The sequence below is a fragment of the Rhodocista pekingensis genome (genome assembly GCF_042665545.1).
Taxonomy (GTDB): domain Bacteria; phylum Pseudomonadota; class Alphaproteobacteria; order Azospirillales; family Azospirillaceae; genus Rhodocista; species Rhodocista pekingensis.
This window is the reverse complement of sequence record NZ_JBHTCM010000010.1, coordinates 926,894-943,926: the sequence shown is the minus strand read 5'-3', so window position 1 is coordinate 943,926 and position 17,033 is coordinate 926,894. Positions and strand designations below refer to the sequence as shown.

Sequence of the window (17,033 nt, the reverse complement as noted above, 5' to 3'; positions counted from 1 at the left end):
GGGGGCGGGCGGAGCGGCGGCGCGGCCCGGAGGCCCCGTGGGTTCAGTCCGCGGGGCCGGCCGCCTCCGGGCATTTCGGCGCGACCGGGCAGAAGATGCCGTACAGCGTCTCGATGATCTGCCGGGCGTTGGGGTCGGCCAGCCTGTACCACAGGGTCTGGCCGTCGCGCCGGTAGGCGACCAGCTTGTCGCGGCGCAGCAGGGACAGGTGCTGCGAGACCAGCGTCTCGCGCACGCCCAGGCGGGAGGCGATCTCCCCCACCGAGCGCTCCTGTTCCACCAGGAAGCAGAGCAGCTTCAGGCGCACCGGGTTCGCCAGCGCCTTCAACAGCTCCACGGCCGCGTCGGCGGCCTGATCCATGTCAATTACCTGCATGTCTTCGAAGGTAATGATTGCGGGTCGAGCGGTCAAGACCGCCGGGCGTCGGGCCGGGCGGGGCCGCACGCGGGAGAGTATGGCATGAAACCGAATGTCGGAGGCATCGATCGCATCCTGCGGTTCGTGGCGGGTGTCTGCCTTTTGTCACTGCTCGTCCTGCTGGAGGGCAATGCGCGCTGGTTCGGCCTGATCGGTCTTGTGCCGATCGCCACCGCGACGCTGCGCTGGTGCCCGCTCTATCCCCTGCTGGGGATCAACACCTGTCCGTCCCGGTCCAGCCTTGCCTGAACGGCGGAGGCGACGGTCGCCGTCGGGGTGCCCCGGTCGGACCGTTCCGCCCCGTCCGCTGCCGGTCCTGTCCGGCCGGACCTATCCTTATGGCGCCGTGCCATGCGCGGATGGAACGGCCGGCGGGGTCGGGGCGGCGGATTCGCCGCTGGCCCCCCGGCGCGGGACCGGTGCAGGATGGGGGTGTGGCAACAGGAGTGGACCATGACAGCAGAACCGAGGATCATGAGTCTTCGCGAACGTCACGCCCGGCTGGACCGGCAGATTGATGACGCGCAGTCCCGCACCTACAAGGACTCCGTCACCATCCAGCGCCTGAAGTTCGAGAAACTGCGCGTGAAGGAGGAGCTGGACCGGCTCGTCCGCCAGTAACCGGCCTCCTTCGATCCCTCCACTACCGCCGGCTGGCCGGGGGCGATACAGAGCCCCCCGCGCCGGCCGGCTTTCATCCCGGTTCCCGTCTCCCTGCATCCTCTCCCGCCGTCCTTTCCCTCTGGACGTGCGATGTCTCCCGCCCGGCGCTTGCGGCCGGGTGCCCAGTCTCATCCGCCCGGCGCTTGCGGCCGGGCGTGCGCCCGGCTAGACCGGCACGGTCCCGCGTCCCCGCCGCCTGCGGGAGACGCCGTCCGCGAGAGACCATGCCGGCCGATCCCCTCTCCCAGAGCGCCCTGCCCGCGACCGCCCTTTCCGCGACGGACTTGTCCGAGATGATCGGCTATGCCGCCGCGACCCTGACCACGGTCGCCTTTCTGCCGCAGGCGGTGAAGATCTGGCGCACCCGCAGCGCGCGCGACGTGTCGCTGCCCACCTTCGCGCTGTTCACCCTGGGCGTCGTGCTCTGGCTCGCCTACGGGCTGCTGCTGGGGGCGTGGCCGGTGATCCTGGCGAACACGGTGACGCTCGGGCTCTCCGTCCTCATCCTGCTGATGAAGCTGCGCTTCGACCGCGACGCCTGACGCCCCGAAGCTGACGCCCTGACGCCGGACAGCCCGGCGCGTCAGGCGACGGCGCGGCGCAGGGCCGCCGCGAAGACGGGGGCGGGGTCCAGGATCAGCACCTGGCGCACGCCGCGTCCGTCGCTGTCCACGCAGACCAGGGTGGAGTCCCGGTTCCAGCGCGGGTGCAGGTCGCAGCGGTGGTCGTGGTCCACATGGTCGGGCGCCGGCAGCCGGGCGATGTCGTAGATCGGGCCGTCGCGCAGGTCGAACAGCATCAGGGTCTGCCGCCGCTCCGCATCGGGATAGGTGTCGGTCAGCATCCAGCGCCGGTCGGCGGAGAACATCTGGTGCCCGTCCTCGATCCGCTCCCCGATCAGTTCCATCGGCCGCCGGCCCAGCACGTCGATCTTCCAGTAGCCGGCATTGTTCAGCCGCCGCTTCAGGTCGGGGCGCAGGCTCTTGGCGACCTTCACCAGCGGGCGGACCAGCGGGTTCTGCAACAGGCCGCGGTTGCGCAGGGTGCCGAGCTGCTTCATGCCCGTGCGGGCCCAGACGCAGAGCGTGTCGTCGTCCAGCCAGTCGAAATGCGACACCCGGTCGTCGGAGACCAGCCGCAGCCCGCCGCCGTCGGGGTCGGCCACCATCAGCCGCGACAGCATCTCCCCGGCCGTGGTCCAGTAGCGGTGGATGAAGCAGAAGCGGACGCCCGAGGGGCTCCAGCACGGGTGCGTCACGATGTGCGGCACCGGCGGGTCCACCGCCAGCCCGCCCAGGGTCGCGGCCTGCGCCACGGAAACGACGAGCTGCGCCGTGCCCGTCTCCAGGTCCAGGCGCCAGATCCCGTCCGTCTCCGGCATGTCCTGGTCCAGGCCGGGGCCGCTGCCGCCGGCATAGCCATAGGATTCATAGTGCCGGTTCAGCCGGGCGAACCCGGGCGCCAGCGACCAGCGCCCGGCCGGGTGCAGGGCATGGACCGGGTGCGGCAGCTCCCGCTCCGTCCCGGCCGCGAGGTCGCGCAGCACCGCCCCGAAACGGTCGCCGCGGCGGACGTTCCAGACCAGCGTCCGCGCCGCCCCCGGCCGCCATTGCAGCCGGGAGCCCTGTTGCAGGTTCCAGGCGCGGGTCTCGCCCACCGGCTCCACCCGGCCGTCGCCGGGCGACCAGAGGCAGATCTCCGCCACGTCGTCGGGCCGCGGCGTGCGCTCGTAATCGGCCGGGATGCGGTGGACGGCCAGCACGTCGCCGGCGGGCGACCAGGGGCAGATGTCGTGGAAGCCGACGAAGTGGGCGGCATCCTCCGGCGTGGCGGCGACGACGGGGCAGGGCAGGTCGATATGGGCCATGGCGGCAGCGGCAGCCTCTGTCGGGAACGGGCAGCAACGGAAAGGGGCCGTGCGGTCAGGGAACGCCGGCGGGGGCGATGGAATAACGCCGCAGGCAGGCGGTGGGCGCCGGACCCGTAAGCATCAGTTCGGTGGGGACGTGGGGTAGCTCCGTCGGACGGCGGCGCAACCCGGCCCGCCATGGGACGTTTGTGGCCCAGAGCATCCCCTTCGGAGGCAGTTTCATGACCCGTCCGTCGCCGGCGCGCAGCCTGCCCGACCCCCTTCCTCCCGATACCGGTCCGCCCGCCCCGCGGTCCCCGGAGCCGCGTCCGGTGCTCGTCCGGCCCGCCCCCGGGCCCGCGGCGGAGACTCCGGGTCCGGTCGGCCGTCCCGTCTGCATTCTTGCCTCGCCCAAGGACCGCTTCCGGGCGACGCAGCCCTTCCACGCCCTGCTGGCCGGAAGCGTCGAGGCGCAGGGCATGGTGGTGGACGAGTTCACCCCGCGCCGCTGCCTGATGGGGCGCTACGACATCGTCCACCTGCACCATCCGGAGAAGTTCGTCACCCGCAGCCTGGGCGCCCGCGATCTCGCCCGCTTCGGTGCCTTCTTCTCCGTCCTGCGGGCGCAGCGGGCGAAGGGGGCGCGGATCGTCTGGACCGCCCATAACGAAGGGCCGCACGAACCCGGCCATCCCCTGCTGGAGCGTCTGTACTGGCGTCTGCTGCTGCCCCTGCTGGACGGGGTGATCTATCTTTCCGAGTCCTCCCGGGCGCAGCTTGTCCGCTCGAAGCCCCGGCTCTCCCGCATCCCCGGCTTCGTCATCCCGCACGGCGACTTCCGCACCGCCTACGCCAACGGGATCGACCGCGCCACGGCCCGGCAGCGGCTGGGCTATACCGGGACGGAGCGGGTGCTGGCCTTCGTCGGCAACATCCGCGCCTACAAGAACGTGGCCGCCCTGGCCCGCGCCTTCGCCGATCTGCCCGACCCGGACCTGCGCCTGCTGATCGCCGGCCACGTCCACACCGCCGAGCTGGCGGCGGAGATCGGCATGGTGGCGGCGCGCGATCCGCGCATCCGGCTGATCGACGCCTTCGTGGACGGCGACGACATGCAGCTCTACCTCAACGCCGCCGATCTGGTGGTGCTGCCCTTCCGGCGCATCCTGAACTCCGGCTCCGCGATTCTCGCCCTGTCCTTCGACCGGCCGGTGCTGGTGCCCGATCTGGGCAGCCTGCGGGAGCTTCAGGGGCTGGTCGGGGCGGACTGGGTGCAGCTTTTCCGGGGCGAGATCTCGCCCGACATCCTCCGTCACGCCCTGGGCCGGTTTCTGTCCCAGCCCCGGCCACCGCGGGCGCCGTTGGAATCCTTGGCCTGGGAGCGGATAGGGGAACAGACTGCCGCAGCCTACAGAGCCGTGCTCTGACAGCGGATGTCCCCGGTCGTGACCGGGAGAGCATGGAAAAGGTCACAGCATAGACCGTTTTGTGTGCCGATGATTATTACGGGAACAGGCGCGGAAACTGCTTTTGTGTGCGGTTTCCGCTTGGCCTGACCCGGATGGATTTACGTTTCATTAACCAAGACCCCGGAGTTTGCCCCGGCGGTCGGCGCCTTTCCTGCGACGCATGGCGTCGGGACAGGGTCCGACCGCGGCACTCCCGGGGTTCTCCGGCCTCTCCGGCCGGGGCGCGCCGGCTCCCCCGCGATAACGGATCAGGACCGACGCAATGGCAACGCAGGTTTCCATCACCGATTTCGGCGCCCGCGGCGACGGGCGCAGCGACAACAAGGTCGCCATCCAGAAGGCGCTCGACCACGCCAAGGCCACCGGCCAGACGGTCTACGTCCCCGAGGGGACCTTCCTGCACAAGGGCATGCTGCACGCCGACGGCGTGGATCTGGTGGGGGCCGGCGCCAGGTCCGTCCTGAAGGCGGTCGGCGCCTCCTCCAGCTTCGACGACCAGACGGTGCGCCTGTCCGGCAGCGGCGGTTCCATCCGCAACCTGACCCTGGACAGCGACGCCACTGCCCGCGGCTATACCGGCGACAGCACGAAGATCTGGGTCACCGGCGCCCGCGACTGGGTGATCGACAACGTCACCATCAACAATTCCTTCGGGGCCGGCATCCTGGTCGGCTACGGCGCCTCGGACGGGCGCATCAGCAACAACACGGTGCGCAGCACCAATGCCGACTCCATCCACATCTCCCAGGCGTCCCACGACATCGTGGTCAGCGGGAACCGGGTGTCGGGCGGCGGCGACGACGGCATCGCCGTGGTCAGCTACATGAGGAACGGCGCGCCGGTGCGCGACATCACGATCACCGGCAACACCGTCACGGACAATCTCTGGGGCCGCAACATCACCGTGGTGGGCGGCGAGAACGTGACCATCCGGGACAACCATGTCGAGGGCAACAAGGCCGGGCGGGCCGGGATCTATCTCGCCTCCGAACCCGCCTACGACACCTTCGGCGTCAGGAACGTCACGGTCGAGAAGAACCACGTCGAGAATGTCGGCGGCTGGAACACCGGCCAGGGCGCCATCACCCTGTTCAGCGGCACCGGCCGGATGCTGGAGGACATCGTCATCCGCGGCAACGGGATCGTGGACGCGGTGAAGGACGGCATCCTGCTGCGCGGCCGCGCCATCGACGATGTGCGGCTGGAGAACAACCTGATCGAAAGCCCCGGCAACAAGCCGGTCGTCATCCTGGACCGGACCGGCGACGTCGTTCAGAGCGGCAATGTCGGCAGCCGCGGCGCCTGGAAGGGCAGCGCCGGCCCCCAGGACAGCGGTCCCCTCGACAGCAGCCCGGCAACCGGCGTGCCCGCGCCCGACGTCAGGCCGGTGGTTCCGGTGCGGGACAAGGCTCCCGACCCGACGCACGGGGGGGACCCGGCGGACGGGGGCGGCGCCACGGTCAAGGTCTACGCCGCCGGCAACAGCTACAAGGGCGATGCCGAATTCCGCCTGCTGGCGGACGGGAAGCAGGTCGGTGAGGTGCAGGACGTCACCACCCAGCGCGGCACGGGCTGGCAGGTCTTCACCTTCGATCTGGCGGACGGCGATCTGGGGGATGGCGATCTGGCGGATGGCGGCCTGCCGGACCGGCTCTCCATCGAGTACGCCAACGACCTCTACGGGGGGCCGGGAAAGGACCGCAACCTGGAGATCGACCGGATCGAGATCGACGGCACCATGATCGATCCGGGCCGGGCCGGCCAGATGTTCGGCAACGGCATCCTGCATGTCGATCTGGAGGCGATCGGGCTGGTCGGGGTGGACGCCGCCGCCTAGGCGGGGCGGGCAGGGGGCGCGGGCAGGGGGCGCGGGTAGGGGGCGGGCAGGGTGGGTAGCCCCTCCGGCTCCGGGGCGGCCCTGGTGGCCGACCCCGGGAACCCGCCTTGCTGCACCCGCGTTCCGACCTCCGGTGACCGTTCCCCGCGGGCGGTGCCCGTTCCCCGCGGGTGCTGCCCGTTGCCAGCGAGCCCGAGAGATGCAGGCGCCCACATTTCCTACGGCAGGCCGCAACAGCCCGGCCGGTATCCTGCTGCCCGGCGTTGCCGGCCGGCCCGTGGCGAACGTCGGCAACCCGGCCTATGCCGTGGCCGCGTTCCTGATGCTCACCCTGCTGCCCTACCTGGTCCCCATGGAATACATGGAGATCGTCAAGATGGTGGGGCCGCTGGAGCATCTGCTGACCTGCCTCGTTCTGGCCGGCCTGCTGCTCGGCGCCTATGCGCTCTATGCCGCGCTGCTGGACCCGCGCTTCGATCCGCGGCCGGAACGGCTGGAGGCGCCTTTCCGCGACACGCTCTACCTGTTCACGCGCATCCTGATCTGGGTCGCGGTCGTCGCCAATATCGGCATCCTGGCCTGGTGCATCCCGCACTACAGCGGCTCGATCTTCTCCATGAAGGCGGCGATGGCGGATCTGGGCGGGGTGAACATCCTCAGCCAGTCCTACCTCTTCGCCATCGGCCCGTTCCTCTATCTCTCGCTGGCCCGGCAGCGGCCGTACCGGCGCGAGCTGCTCTGGCTGGCGGTGGTGCTGGCCGTGCGCGCCTTCCTGCTGGCCGAACGGCTGGCGCTGATGGAGTTCGCGGTGGTGGCGCTGGTCAGCCTGGCCGTGCTGCGGCAGATGCTGATTCCCCTGACCCGGCTGGTGCTGATCGGGGTCGCCGTGCCGGTCCTGTTCGTCACGGCGGAGATCTTCCGCAGCTTCTACGCCAAATTCGTCCGCGACACGGGCTGGGGACACCTGGATCTGGGCTTCATCCTGCAATGGAACCTGGAGCGTCTGGCGCTCTACTACACGGACGTGACGAACAAGTTCTATTTCATGCTGAAGGAGCAGTATTTCTACACGACGGAGTTCTATCTCCGCGGCCTGCGCAGCATCGGCGCGCGCTTCGGTCTCGCGGAGGAGGAGGCCCCGAGCCAGATCAACATCCTGATCGAGCAGTATGATGTCGGCAACGAGGAGATGACCAATCCCGGCGGGCTGGCCGTGCTGATGTCGGATTTCGGCTGGTGGGGGACGGGCGTGCTGGCGCTGCTGGTGACGCTGCTGTTCCTGACGCATCTGCGGGCCAGCCGCGGGCATCTGGTCTCGCTGGCGGTCTATCCGGTGCTGTTTCTGACGGTGGTGGAGCTGCCGCGCTTCGTCTACCTCTATTCCTCGCGCTGCATCACCCCGTTCGTGCTGTTCCTGCTCGCCTGGATCGGCGCGCGCCTGATCTCCCAGGGCGCCCGGTTCCAGCCCGCAGCGCCCGCCCCTGCGGCGCCCGGCAGCCTGGGCGCCTAGCGCGTCCGCCCGCCCCTCCGACGGGGGCACCCCGGGACCGCCCGCGCCGGTGCCGCGGCCCGGCAGTCCGATGCCCACACCGATGTCCACGAGGATGGCCGCATGCCGCGCTATGTCCTGATCGACGGTTTCCGGGGCTTCTTCCTGGTCTTCATGCTGATCAACCACCTGAACGGCACGATCCCGCTGCCGTTCGCGGCGGTGAACCACGCCAAGCTGGGCTTCGTGGAGGACGCGCAGGGCTTCGTGCTGCTGTCCGGCGTCGTCTCCGGCCTGTTCTATGGCGGGCTGGCCCTGAAGAAGGGCGATGCCCTGATGCGCGCGCGCATCCATGACCGGGTGCTGACGATCCTGCGCTACCATGCCTGGGTGCTGCTGGCCGTCGCCGTGCTGATCCTGGCGACGGGCAGCGCCGCCTGGGAGGCGATGGCGCCCTTGTTCTACCGCGACTTCGACGTGGCGGTGGCGTCGGCCGGGACCCTGCTCTACCAGCCGACCTTCATGGACATCCTGCCGATGTACATGATCTATCTGGCCCTGACCCCGGCCATGATCGCCCTGATGCGGTCCGGGCGGACTCCGGAGCTGCTGGCCGGCAGCGTGCTGCTCTGGATGCTGGCGCAGACCGGCCTGCCGGGGGCGCTGGCCTCCCTGGCCGAAGCGGCCGTCCGGCAGGCGGTGCCGGCCTTCGAGATCCGCTGGGGTTTCGATCCGCTGGGCTGGCAGGTGCTGTTCGTGTTCGGCGTCTGGGTCGGGTTCGGCATGAGTTCGGGCCGGATCGACCCGGCGGCCTGGGTGCGGACCCACTGCCGCGGCCTGTTCCTGCTGCTGACCGGGGGGGCGCTGTTCTTCCTGGCCGTCAAGCTGGTGTTCAAGCTGGAGCTGCTGGGACCGGGCTTCAGCGAGGCCTTCGGCGGCAGCTTCGTCCGCTTCCACTTCAGCGTCCTGCATGTGGTGAACTTCCTGGTCTATCTCGGCCTCGTGCTCTGGCTGCTGATCCTGGGGCCGGAGTCGCCCTGGGCGCCGGTGCGGGTCCTGGCCCGGCTGATGGACCGCTTCTTCCGCCTGCCCTGGCTGGTGTTCCTGGGGCAGCACTCGCTCCAGGTCTACGCCTGGCATGTGCTGGTCGTGTATCTGGCGGCCTGGCTGGTCACCTGGACGGGAGACCCCGGCCCCGTCGTCGCCAGCGGGATCGGTCTCGTGGCGCTGGCGTCGCTGACGCTGCCGGCCTGGCTGCACGCCCGCTCGCGCCCACCGAAGCGCCCGGCGCCGGCCGCCACGACCGCGCCCAAGGCGTCACCCAAGTCGGCTCCCATGGGGGCATCTCCCGGGGGGGCGTCTCCCGTGGGGGCGGCCCCGGTCTCCGCGGGCATGGTGCCGGACGGGGGGCTGGGGGAAGGGCGCTGAGGGGCGGGGGCTATTCCGCCACCGCCTCCACGCTCGACTCGCGGGAGTCGATGCGGACCGCCCCCTGGCGGACATTGCGCACCACGTTGCCGCTGCCGGTCACGCGCCGCGCCCGGCTGGAGACGTACAGCCCGTCATGGCCGGACCCGTCCAGCAGGTTGCCGGACAGCACCACCTGCTCGATGGCGTTGGACAGGGTGCCGCCCGCCTTCAGCGGCTGCGCACCCCGGCCGCCGCCGACGAACAGGCCGGCATGGCTGGCCTTGCGGGCGACGTCGCGCAGCACGTTGCCGCTGACCACCACCCAGGACGGGGCGAAGGTGTCGTAGCTGCTTTCCTGGTGCAGATAGATGCCGGCGGCGGCGCTGCCGTGGATCAGGTTGCCGGTGATGGCGACGTGCCGGGCCCCCAGGCAGGTGATGCCCCGGGCCGCCCCGTTGCGGCCGATATTGTCCGCGATCACCATATGCTCGACCGGGGCGCCGTTGCTGGCATAGCCGACCAGCGCGAACAGGTCGTCGCCGTTGTCGTAGGAACGGCAGCCCAGGATCTGGCCGTAGCGGCTGGCCGCGGTGACATGGAAGCCGTCGGCCAGGCAGCCGTGGACGGTGCTGTGGGTGATGCGGAAGCCCACCGTCTCCTGCACGAAGATGCCGGCGGCGGCGGTGCGGGTGACGCGCACCCGGTCCAGCTCCGCCTCCTCCGCCCGCAGCAGCCGGAAGCCCGCGGCATCGCCGGCGGAGGACCGCCGCGTCGCCCGGCCGTCCAGCAGCAGGTCGCGCACTGCGGGGAAGCGACCGCGCAGACGCACCGCGCTCTCGCGCGGGTCCAGCGCCAGCAGGCGGGTGCCGGCACTGCCGCGCAGGACCGTCCCGCTGCCTACCGTCAGCGCGCCGCGGTAGGGCCAGTCGCCGGGCGGCAGCACCACCTCGCCCCCGCCGGCGGCGGCGACCTCGTCCAGGGCCTTCTGGATCTGCGGGGCGCAGTCGTCCGCGATCCCCGGTTGCAGCACGCGGAGCCTGGGCATGGCGACGGCCGGCTCAGGCGGCGCGGCGGCGGCGCAGCGCCCCGGTGTGCCACTGCCAGGCCGTCTCGACGATGGCGTCCAGACTGTCGAAGCGGGGCTGCCAGCCCAGCAGTTCGCGCGCCCGCCGGCCGTCGGCCACCAGCACCGGCGGGTCGCCGGCCCGGCGCGGGGCGGTCACGGACGGCACCGGCCGGCCGGCCGCGCGGGCGACAGCACGCAGCAGTTCGGCCACCGACGTGCCGCTGCCGGTGCCGAGATTCACCTGAGTGCCCGCGCCGCCGCGCTCCAGATGCTCCAGCGCCAGCAGGTGCGCCTGCGCCAGATCCATGACATGAACATAGTCCCGCACGGCGGTGCCGTCGGGGGTGGGATAGTCGGTGCCGAAGATGCGGAACTCCCGCCGTTCGCCCAGCACCGCCTGGATCGCCAGCGGGATGGCGTGCGTCTCCGGCTCGTGATCCTCCCCGATCTCGCCCTCAGGGTCGGCGCCGGCGGCGTTGAAGTAGCGCAGCGCCACGCTGCGCAGGCGGGGGGCGGCGGCCGCCAGCAGCTCCTCCACCCGCAGCTTCGTCTCGCCGTAGGGGTTGATCGGGCGGAGCGGATGGTCCTCCGCGATCGGGGTCCGCAGCGGTGTGCCGTAGACGGCGGCCGTGCTGGAGAAGACCAGCCGGTCCACGCCGGCGGCCGTGGCGGCCTCCACCAGCGTGCGGCTGCCGCCGACATTGACGTGGTGGTAGAGCGCCGGTTTCTCCACGCTCTCCCCGACATAGGTCAGGGCCGCGAAGTGGATCACGGCGGACGGCTGCCACGCGGCGAAGGCCTCGTCCAGGCGGGCGCGGTCGGTCAGGTCGCCGACGACCAGCGGCCCCCAGCGCACCGCCGCCCGCTGCCCGCGGCTGAGATTGTCGTAGACGACGGGGCGGTAGCCCGACGCGGCCAACAGCTTGCAGGTGTGGCTGCCGACATAGCCGGCGCCACCGGTCACCAGGACGGTCCGCATCTCAGTAGGCTCCCTCCTTGGTCAGCACCACCCGGACCGTCTTCAGAAGGATCGTGATGTCGTGCCAGAGCGACCAGTTCTTGACGTACCAGGCGTCGAGCTTCACGCGTCGGCCGTAGCCGCTGTCGTTGCGGCCGGACACCTGCCACAGGCCGGTCAGGCCGGGGCGCGCCTCCAGGTAGTAACGGATGTCGTCGCCATACCGCTCCATCTCCTTCTCGATGATGGGGCGGGGGCCGACCAGGCTCATCTCGCCGCGCACCACGTTGATGAGCTGGGGCAGCTCGTCCAGCGAGGTGCGGCGCAGGAAGCGGCCCACCGGGGTGATCCGCGGATCGTTGCGCAGCTTGAAGTCGCGTTCCCATTCGGCGCGCGCCTCGGGGTCCGTCTCCAGCACCCGGCGCAGCACCTCGTCGGCGTTGACGATCATGGTGCGGAATTTCAGGCAGCCGAACCGGGTGTCGTTCATGCCCACGCGGCGGTGCGCGAACAGGGCCGGCCCGCCGTCGCGCCTGATCAGCGCCGCCACGCCCAGCATGAAGGGGGCGAGCACGACCAGCAGGGCCGAGGCCACCGTCACGTCGAACAGGCGCTTCATCACCCGCATCAGCGGTTCGGCCAGATTGTTCTGGCCGGTCAGCATCACGACGTCGTGGCTGAAGAAGCTCTCCGAGCGCAGGCCCAGGACGCTCATGCCGAAGATCGAGGGGATCACGGCGAAGTTCACCCGCCGCCGGGTCAGGTCCGCGATGACCGGCTCGGTCCGCGGGATGTCGGCGGCGTCGGGCGCGACGACGACGAAACGGGCGCCGAAGCGGCGGTAGGCGCTCCAGACGGCGGCCGTCGTGCTGCGGTCGTCGCCGGCCGCCCCGCCCAGCGCCACGCTGCCGACGACGACGTAGCCCAGGTGCCGTTCGGAGGCGAGCGCGTCCTGCGCCGCCCGCGCCGTCGGGCCGGAGCCGACCAGCAGGGTCGGGCACTGCCACGTCCCCAGGGCGGTCAGCATCGCCTTCACCCCGTGCCGCGCCATCACCAGGAACAGCGCCACCATGGCCCAGTTCGTGCCCAGCCAGACGCGGGAGAACTGCTGCTTGAAGGCGTACTGGCTGAAGCCGTCCAGGAGGCCGGCCAGGGCGACGGCCAGCACGATCTGCTTCAGCTCGGTCCAGAACGGGATGCGGCGGTTGTAATGGCCCTGCACGGCCAGCCACAGCATCAGGCCCGCGACGAAGACCGCATAGTGGATGATCCGGCGCACCACCAGGTCGCCGTCCACCATCGGCGGCGGCCCCGGTTCCAGCAGATCGGACAGCCAGTAGCCCAGGAAGCCGGACACGGCGAAGGCCGCGACGGCGGCCAGCGCGTCGCCCAGCACCAAGAGGGTGGAGTTGCGGACCATGGCTCCGGCCGACACCGGACCGGCGGTCGAGAACCCGGTTTGAATCGACATCGTGGGCCTGCGTTCAGGTTTCGCGGCCGGCGGCGGCCGGCCGGCGCGGTCGCCGCCCGGACCCCGTCCGATGCCGCACCGCAGTACCGGCACCAAACACGGGGGCGCGACCCTTTGTTCACAGGCGCATGAATCGGCTATGCTTCTGGGGGAGGGCGATACAGAAAATCATCGCGTTTGTTGCCCCGATGTCACGCAAAGACCTCGGAACTTCAAATAATAGACCCGCAAAAAAGGATAATCATCGGGCGTTCTGTATCTGTCCGGCCGTATGCAAGGTTCTCCTGTCCTCATCCGTCCGGGGAGGGGCGGGCCGTGACCTGGATGCGACAAGTAAAAGGCGCATTCTTTCCACCAAGAAAGGGGTAGAAGCGCCGGGGGGCATATCTCCCCGATCCGGGCACCGTAGCGTGCCGGGGGGCATATTTCTGCTATCAGAGGGGGCGGGGCGCCGCCGTGGGCGGGCCGGGGCGTGTGCCGGCGAACACCAGAGCCGCCGTTCTGTTCCGTCGGCGGTCCGGACCGGTCCGGCCGGCGGCCGGGCGGATGCGCCTGCGAAAAAGGGGCGGGTGTCCGGTGGACGCCCGCCCCTGGTCCGACGTGCCGCGGATCAGCCGCGCGGCGCGTGCTTGTTCAGGATGCGTTGCAGCGTGCGGCGGTGCATCTTCAGCCGGCGCGCGGTTTCCGACACGTTGCGCTCGCACTGTTCGAAGACCCGCTGGATGTGCTCCCAGCGCACGCGGTCGGCGGACATCGGGTTTTCCGGCGGCGGCGGCAGGGGGCCTTCCGCCAGCAGCGCAGCCTCCACCGCATCGGCGTCGGCCGGCTTCGGGAGGTAGTCAACCGCCCCGGCCTTCACCGCCGCCACGGCGGTGGCGATGTTGCCGTAGCCGGTCAGCATGACGATGCGCGCCTCGGGGCGGGCATCGCGCAGGGCCTTGACCACCTCCAGGCCGGACCCGTCCCCCAGGCGCAGATCGACGACCGCGAAGCGGGGCGCCGCCTCGTGCGCCATCTCGACGCCCATCGCAACGCTGTCCACCGCGACCACGTCGAAGCCCCGGCGCTCCATCGCGCGGGCCAGACGGGTGCGGAAGGGAGCATCGTCATCGACGATCAGAAGGCTACGGGAAGCGTCCCCGGTAAAGGTCAGCTTCTCCTGTTCCTGTGGCTGTGTCGGCACGTCGGTGCTCATCAAACCCTTCGCTCCGGATTGACCATTCCTCAGCAGACATCCTCGGACGGATGCATGCAGCCTTGTTTGTTATAAAACAAAATTGGGCTTCTTCCAGCGTGCGGCAACCTTTGCCCCGCCTTGTCTGCCATTCCCGTATGACACGACTGCGCCCGACTTTTCCAGAAGAGTTTGCGCGATGAAGACACCAAGCCCCATGTTCCCGCCGGTCTGGCGGGCGGTCGAGGTGCGGCCGGAGACATAGGGCTCGCCCAGCCGGCTCAGCAGGCCGGGCGGGAATCCGGGGCCGTCGTCCGCCACCGTGATCTGGACGCCCGGCGGGGTCCAGTCGATCGTCACCCGCACCGTGGTGCGGGCGAACTGCATGGCGTTCTGGAGAATGTTGCCCAGGCCGTGGATGACCTCGGGGATGTCGCGGACGCCGGGCGCCCCCTCCTCCGGTTCGTTCTCCGTCTCGATCACCAGGGCAATGCCCGGCTTGCGGTAGGGAGAGGCGATGGTCTCCACCAGCGCGGCCAGGGGCAGCGGCGCGAAGGTGTCGCCGGCGGCCTCGTCGGGGTGGCGCGCCAGCTCGGCCAGGATGTCCCGGCAGCGGGCGACCTGGCTCTGGAGCAGTTGCAGGTCCTCGGCCTGCGGGCTGTCGGCGGGGATGTCGCGCGCCAGTTCCTTCGCCACCACGGCGATGGTGCCCAGCGGGCTGCCCAGCTCGTGCGCGGCGGCGGCGGCCAGCGCGCCCACGGCGGAGATGCGCTGCGCCCGCGCCAGCGCGGCCTCGCTGGCCGTCAGCGCGTCGGACAGGCTGCGCAGCCGCTCCGCCACCTGGAACAGGTAGGTGCCGATGAAGGCGGCGGACAGCACCAGCGCCGACCAGATACCCAGGCGGTAGAGCGGCGGCAGCATCACCCCTTCGTCCCCCGGCCAGGGCAGCGGCAGGGCATGCAGCGACAGCCCGGTGAAGCAGGCGATCGTCAGCCCGGTCAGCCCGACCACCGCCGGCAGGCTCAGCGTGCTGGCCGCCACCAGCAGCGGCGCCAGCATCAGCACGGCGAAGGGATTCTCCAGCCCGCCCGTCAGGAACAGCAGCAGCGTGAGCTGCAACATGTCGTAGGCGAGATAGAGCCAGGCGTCCCGGTTGTGCAGGAAGGGCTGATGTGCCAGCCGCTGCGCGGCATAGATGTTCAGCAGGACCGAGGCCGCCACCGCGGCCAGGGCGTGCGCCATCGGCAGCTCGAACCCGAGCAGGTAGCCGAGCGTCATCAGCGTGACGAGCTGACCCGCCACGGCGACCCAGCGGATCATGATCAGGGTGCGGGCGTGGACACGCCCGCCGGGGGCGGGCGCCGCATCCTGCGGCAGGTAGGGGGAGAAGGCCAGTGTGGGCATCGTGATATTGGGTCGCGTCGGTCTAGGCAGGGGGCACCCATAGGGCCATATCCGTTCCCATGTCGCAATCGACCAGATCAATCTCCGGCGATCCGCCCGCCAGCATCCGTGTCGAGGGCCTGACCAAGCGGTTCGGGTCGGTCGTCGCCGTGGACTCGATCAGCTTCGAGGTTCCGGCCGGCCGGACGGTGGCGCTGCTGGGCGGCAACGGGGCCGGCAAGACGACGACCCTGTCGGTCCTGCTGGGGCTGCTGCTGCCGACCGCAGGCCGGGTGGAGGTGCTGGGCCGCGACATGCTGCGCGAACGCTACCGCGTGCTGCCGCGCATGAACTTCTCCAGCCCCTATGTGGACCTGCCGCACCGGCTGACGGTCGAGGAGAACCTGACCGTCTACGCCCATCTCTACGGCCTGACCGGCTACCGCCGCCGCATCCACGAACTGGCGGAGGAGCTGGACCTGAGCCGGCTGCTCAACCGCTCCTCCGGCGGGCTGTCGGCCGGGCAGAAGACGCGCGTGGCTCTGGCCAAGGCGCTGCTGAACGAGCCGGAGGTGCTGCTGCTGGACGAGCCGACGGCCAGCCTGGACCCCGACACGGCGGACTGGATCCGCACCTATCTGGAGCGGTTCCGCGCCCGCACCGGCGCCACCATCCTGCTCGCCTCGCACAACATGGCCGAGGTGGAGCGGCTCTGCGACGGGGTGCTGATGATGAAGGGCGGGCGCATCGTGGACCGCGGCGCCCCGGCCGAGCTGCTGGCCCGCTATGGCCGCGCCACGCTGGACGAGGTGTTCCTGGACATCGCCCGCGACCGCCGCGCCGCGGCCGAATAGCGGACGGGCGCCGCCGCGGCCCGGCAAGGCGCTTGCCTTCGCCGCGGCGCTTCTCTACCTGAGGCGCATGGACGCCCGTTCCGCCCCCGCCGACCTTCCCACCGATCCGGTCCCCGCCTATGTCCGGCCGCCCGTGGCCCCCTCTCCGGCCCGGCGGATCGGTGCGGTGGTGCTGCGCCACTGGTATCTGCTGCGCGGTTCCTGGCCACGGGCGCTGGAACTGGCCTACTGGCCGACGGTGCAGCTCCTGCTCTGGGGGTTTCTCTCCCGCTTCCTCGCCACCAACAGCTCCTGGGTCGCGCAGGCCGCGGGCGTGCTGATCGCCGCGGTGCTGCTCTGGGACGTGCTGGTGCGCAGCCAGATGGGCATGTCCATCTCCTTCCTGGAGGAGATGTGGAGCCGCAACCTGGGCAACCTGTTCGTCAGCCCGCTGCGGCCGGGGGAATGGGTGGTGTCCCTGATCGCCATGGCGCTGATCCGCACCCTGATCGGGCTCAGCATCCCGGTGGCGATCGCCATTCCGCTGTTCGACTTCAACCTGATCGCCAGCCTGGGGCTGCCGCTGCTGCCCTTCTTCGCCAACCTGATGCTGATGGGGGTTTCGGTCGGGCTGGTCACCAGCGGCCTGATCCTGCGCCACGGCATGGGGGCGGAAAGTCTGGCCTGGATGGCGGTGTTCATTCTGGCGCCGCTGTCGGCCGTCTATTATCCCGTCACCGCCCTGCCGGAATGGCTGCAACCGCTGTCGCTGGCGCTGCCCTCCACTCATGTGTTCGAAGGCATGCGGGCCACGCTGTTCGACCAGCCGTTCTCCTGGGGGCATCTGGGGGCGGCCGTCGGCCTCAACCTTCTCTACGGTCTGGCCGCCGCGTTCTACTTCCTCGGCGCCTTCCGCAACGCGCGGACGCGGGGGGCGCTGTTGCAGACGGGGGAGTGAGGCCGCTTCACGGTGTCCATCACCGCCAGTCCACTGTTGGCTGCCGGGGGTGTGT

General features: G+C 70.5%; 16 protein-coding genes. 9 read left to right on the top strand and 7 right to left on the bottom strand.

Annotated elements, in window-relative coordinates:
• Positions 1-43 precede the first annotated feature (43 nt).
• Positions 44-361 (bottom strand): ArsR/SmtB family transcription factor, encoded by a 318-nt coding sequence (locus ACFQPS_RS12695; RefSeq protein ID WP_377359490.1) that lies wholly within the window; start codon positions 359-361, stop codon positions 44-46.
• A 99-nt stretch (positions 362-460) separates the two neighbouring features.
• Here ACFQPS_RS12695 and ACFQPS_RS12690 point away from each other — a divergent pair, with 99 nt between their 5' ends.
• The 3 genes from ACFQPS_RS12690 (at position 461) to ACFQPS_RS12680 (ending at position 1,623) form a co-directional block, all read left to right on the top strand.
• On the top strand, positions 461-667 hold the full coding sequence (locus ACFQPS_RS12690) for a YgaP family membrane protein (RefSeq protein ID WP_377359487.1): 207 nt from the start codon (positions 461-463) through the stop codon (positions 665-667).
• 225 nt (positions 668-892) lie between these two features.
• On the top strand, positions 893-1,039 hold the full coding sequence (locus ACFQPS_RS12685; RefSeq protein WP_377359485.1) for a YdcH family protein: 147 nt from the start codon (positions 893-895) through the stop codon (positions 1,037-1,039).
• A 266-nt stretch (positions 1,040-1,305) separates the two neighbouring features.
• Positions 1,306-1,623 carry a SemiSWEET family sugar transporter gene (locus ACFQPS_RS12680; RefSeq protein ID WP_377359484.1) on the top strand — a complete coding sequence of 106 codons (318 nt, stop codon included), beginning with the start codon at positions 1,306-1,308 and terminating at the stop codon, positions 1,621-1,623.
• Between the two features lie 41 nt (positions 1,624-1,664).
• Here the strand turns inward: ACFQPS_RS12680 and ACFQPS_RS12675 are convergent, their stop codons facing one another.
• Positions 1,665-2,948, bottom strand: a complete 1,284-nt coding sequence (locus tag ACFQPS_RS12675; protein WP_377359483.1) for a TolB-like translocation protein — start codon at positions 2,946-2,948, stop codon at positions 1,665-1,667.
• 314 nt (positions 2,949-3,262) lie between these two features.
• Here ACFQPS_RS12675 and ACFQPS_RS12670 point away from each other — a divergent pair, with 314 nt between their 5' ends.
• From ACFQPS_RS12670 to ACFQPS_RS12655, 4 genes are all read left to right on the top strand, one after another.
• On the top strand, positions 3,263-4,357 hold the full coding sequence (locus ACFQPS_RS12670; RefSeq protein ID WP_377359481.1) for a glycosyltransferase: 1,095 nt from the start codon (positions 3,263-3,265) through the stop codon (positions 4,355-4,357).
• 304 nt (positions 4,358-4,661) lie between these two features.
• Positions 4,662-6,236, top strand: a complete 1,575-nt coding sequence (locus tag ACFQPS_RS12665) for a glycosyl hydrolase family 28-related protein (protein ID WP_377359479.1) — start codon at positions 4,662-4,664, stop codon at positions 6,234-6,236.
• Between the two features lie 199 nt (positions 6,237-6,435).
• Complete coding sequence (locus ACFQPS_RS12660) at positions 6,436-7,746, top strand: hypothetical protein (protein ID WP_377359478.1); 1,311 nt, start codon at positions 6,436-6,438, stop codon at positions 7,744-7,746.
• Between the two features lie 102 nt (positions 7,747-7,848).
• Positions 7,849-9,153, top strand: a complete 1,305-nt coding sequence (locus ACFQPS_RS12655) for an OpgC family protein (protein WP_377359477.1) — start codon at positions 7,849-7,851, stop codon at positions 9,151-9,153.
• Positions 9,154-9,163: 10 nt separating this feature from the next.
• Here the strand turns inward: ACFQPS_RS12655 and ACFQPS_RS12650 are convergent, their stop codons facing one another.
• From ACFQPS_RS12650 to ACFQPS_RS12630, 5 genes are all read right to left on the bottom strand, one after another.
• Positions 9,164-10,180, bottom strand: a complete 1,017-nt coding sequence (locus ACFQPS_RS12650; RefSeq protein WP_377359476.1) for a right-handed parallel beta-helix repeat-containing protein — start codon at positions 10,178-10,180, stop codon at positions 9,164-9,166.
• A 13-nt stretch (positions 10,181-10,193) separates the two neighbouring features.
• Complete coding sequence (gene galE / locus ACFQPS_RS12645; protein WP_377359475.1) at positions 10,194-11,180, bottom strand: UDP-glucose 4-epimerase GalE; 987 nt, start codon at positions 11,178-11,180, stop codon at positions 10,194-10,196.
• A 1-nt stretch (position 11,181) separates the two neighbouring features.
• A complete protein-coding gene (wbaP, locus tag ACFQPS_RS12640; protein ID WP_377359473.1) occupies positions 11,182-12,630 on the bottom strand; it encodes an undecaprenyl-phosphate galactose phosphotransferase WbaP in 1,449 nt (482 codons plus the stop codon).
• A gap of 610 nt (positions 12,631-13,240) precedes the next feature.
• Positions 13,241-13,825 (bottom strand): ActR/PrrA/RegA family redox response regulator transcription factor, encoded by a 585-nt coding sequence (locus ACFQPS_RS12635; protein WP_012567705.1) that lies wholly within the window; start codon positions 13,823-13,825, stop codon positions 13,241-13,243.
• 69 nt (positions 13,826-13,894) lie between these two features.
• Positions 13,895-15,208, bottom strand: coding sequence for an ActS/PrrB/RegB family redox-sensitive histidine kinase (locus ACFQPS_RS12630; RefSeq protein WP_377359472.1), 1,314 nt, complete (start codon positions 15,206-15,208; stop codon positions 13,895-13,897).
• Positions 15,209-15,267: 59 nt separating this feature from the next.
• Between ACFQPS_RS12630 and ACFQPS_RS12625 the strand changes: the two genes are divergently transcribed.
• Positions 15,268-16,041 (top strand): ABC transporter ATP-binding protein, encoded by a 774-nt coding sequence (locus ACFQPS_RS12625; RefSeq protein ID WP_377359470.1) that lies wholly within the window; start codon positions 15,268-15,270, stop codon positions 16,039-16,041.
• Between the two features lie 67 nt (positions 16,042-16,108).
• Positions 16,109-16,978 (top strand): ABC transporter permease, encoded by an 870-nt coding sequence (locus ACFQPS_RS12620; protein ID WP_377359468.1) that lies wholly within the window; start codon positions 16,109-16,111, stop codon positions 16,976-16,978.
• Positions 16,979-17,033 lie beyond the last annotated feature (55 nt).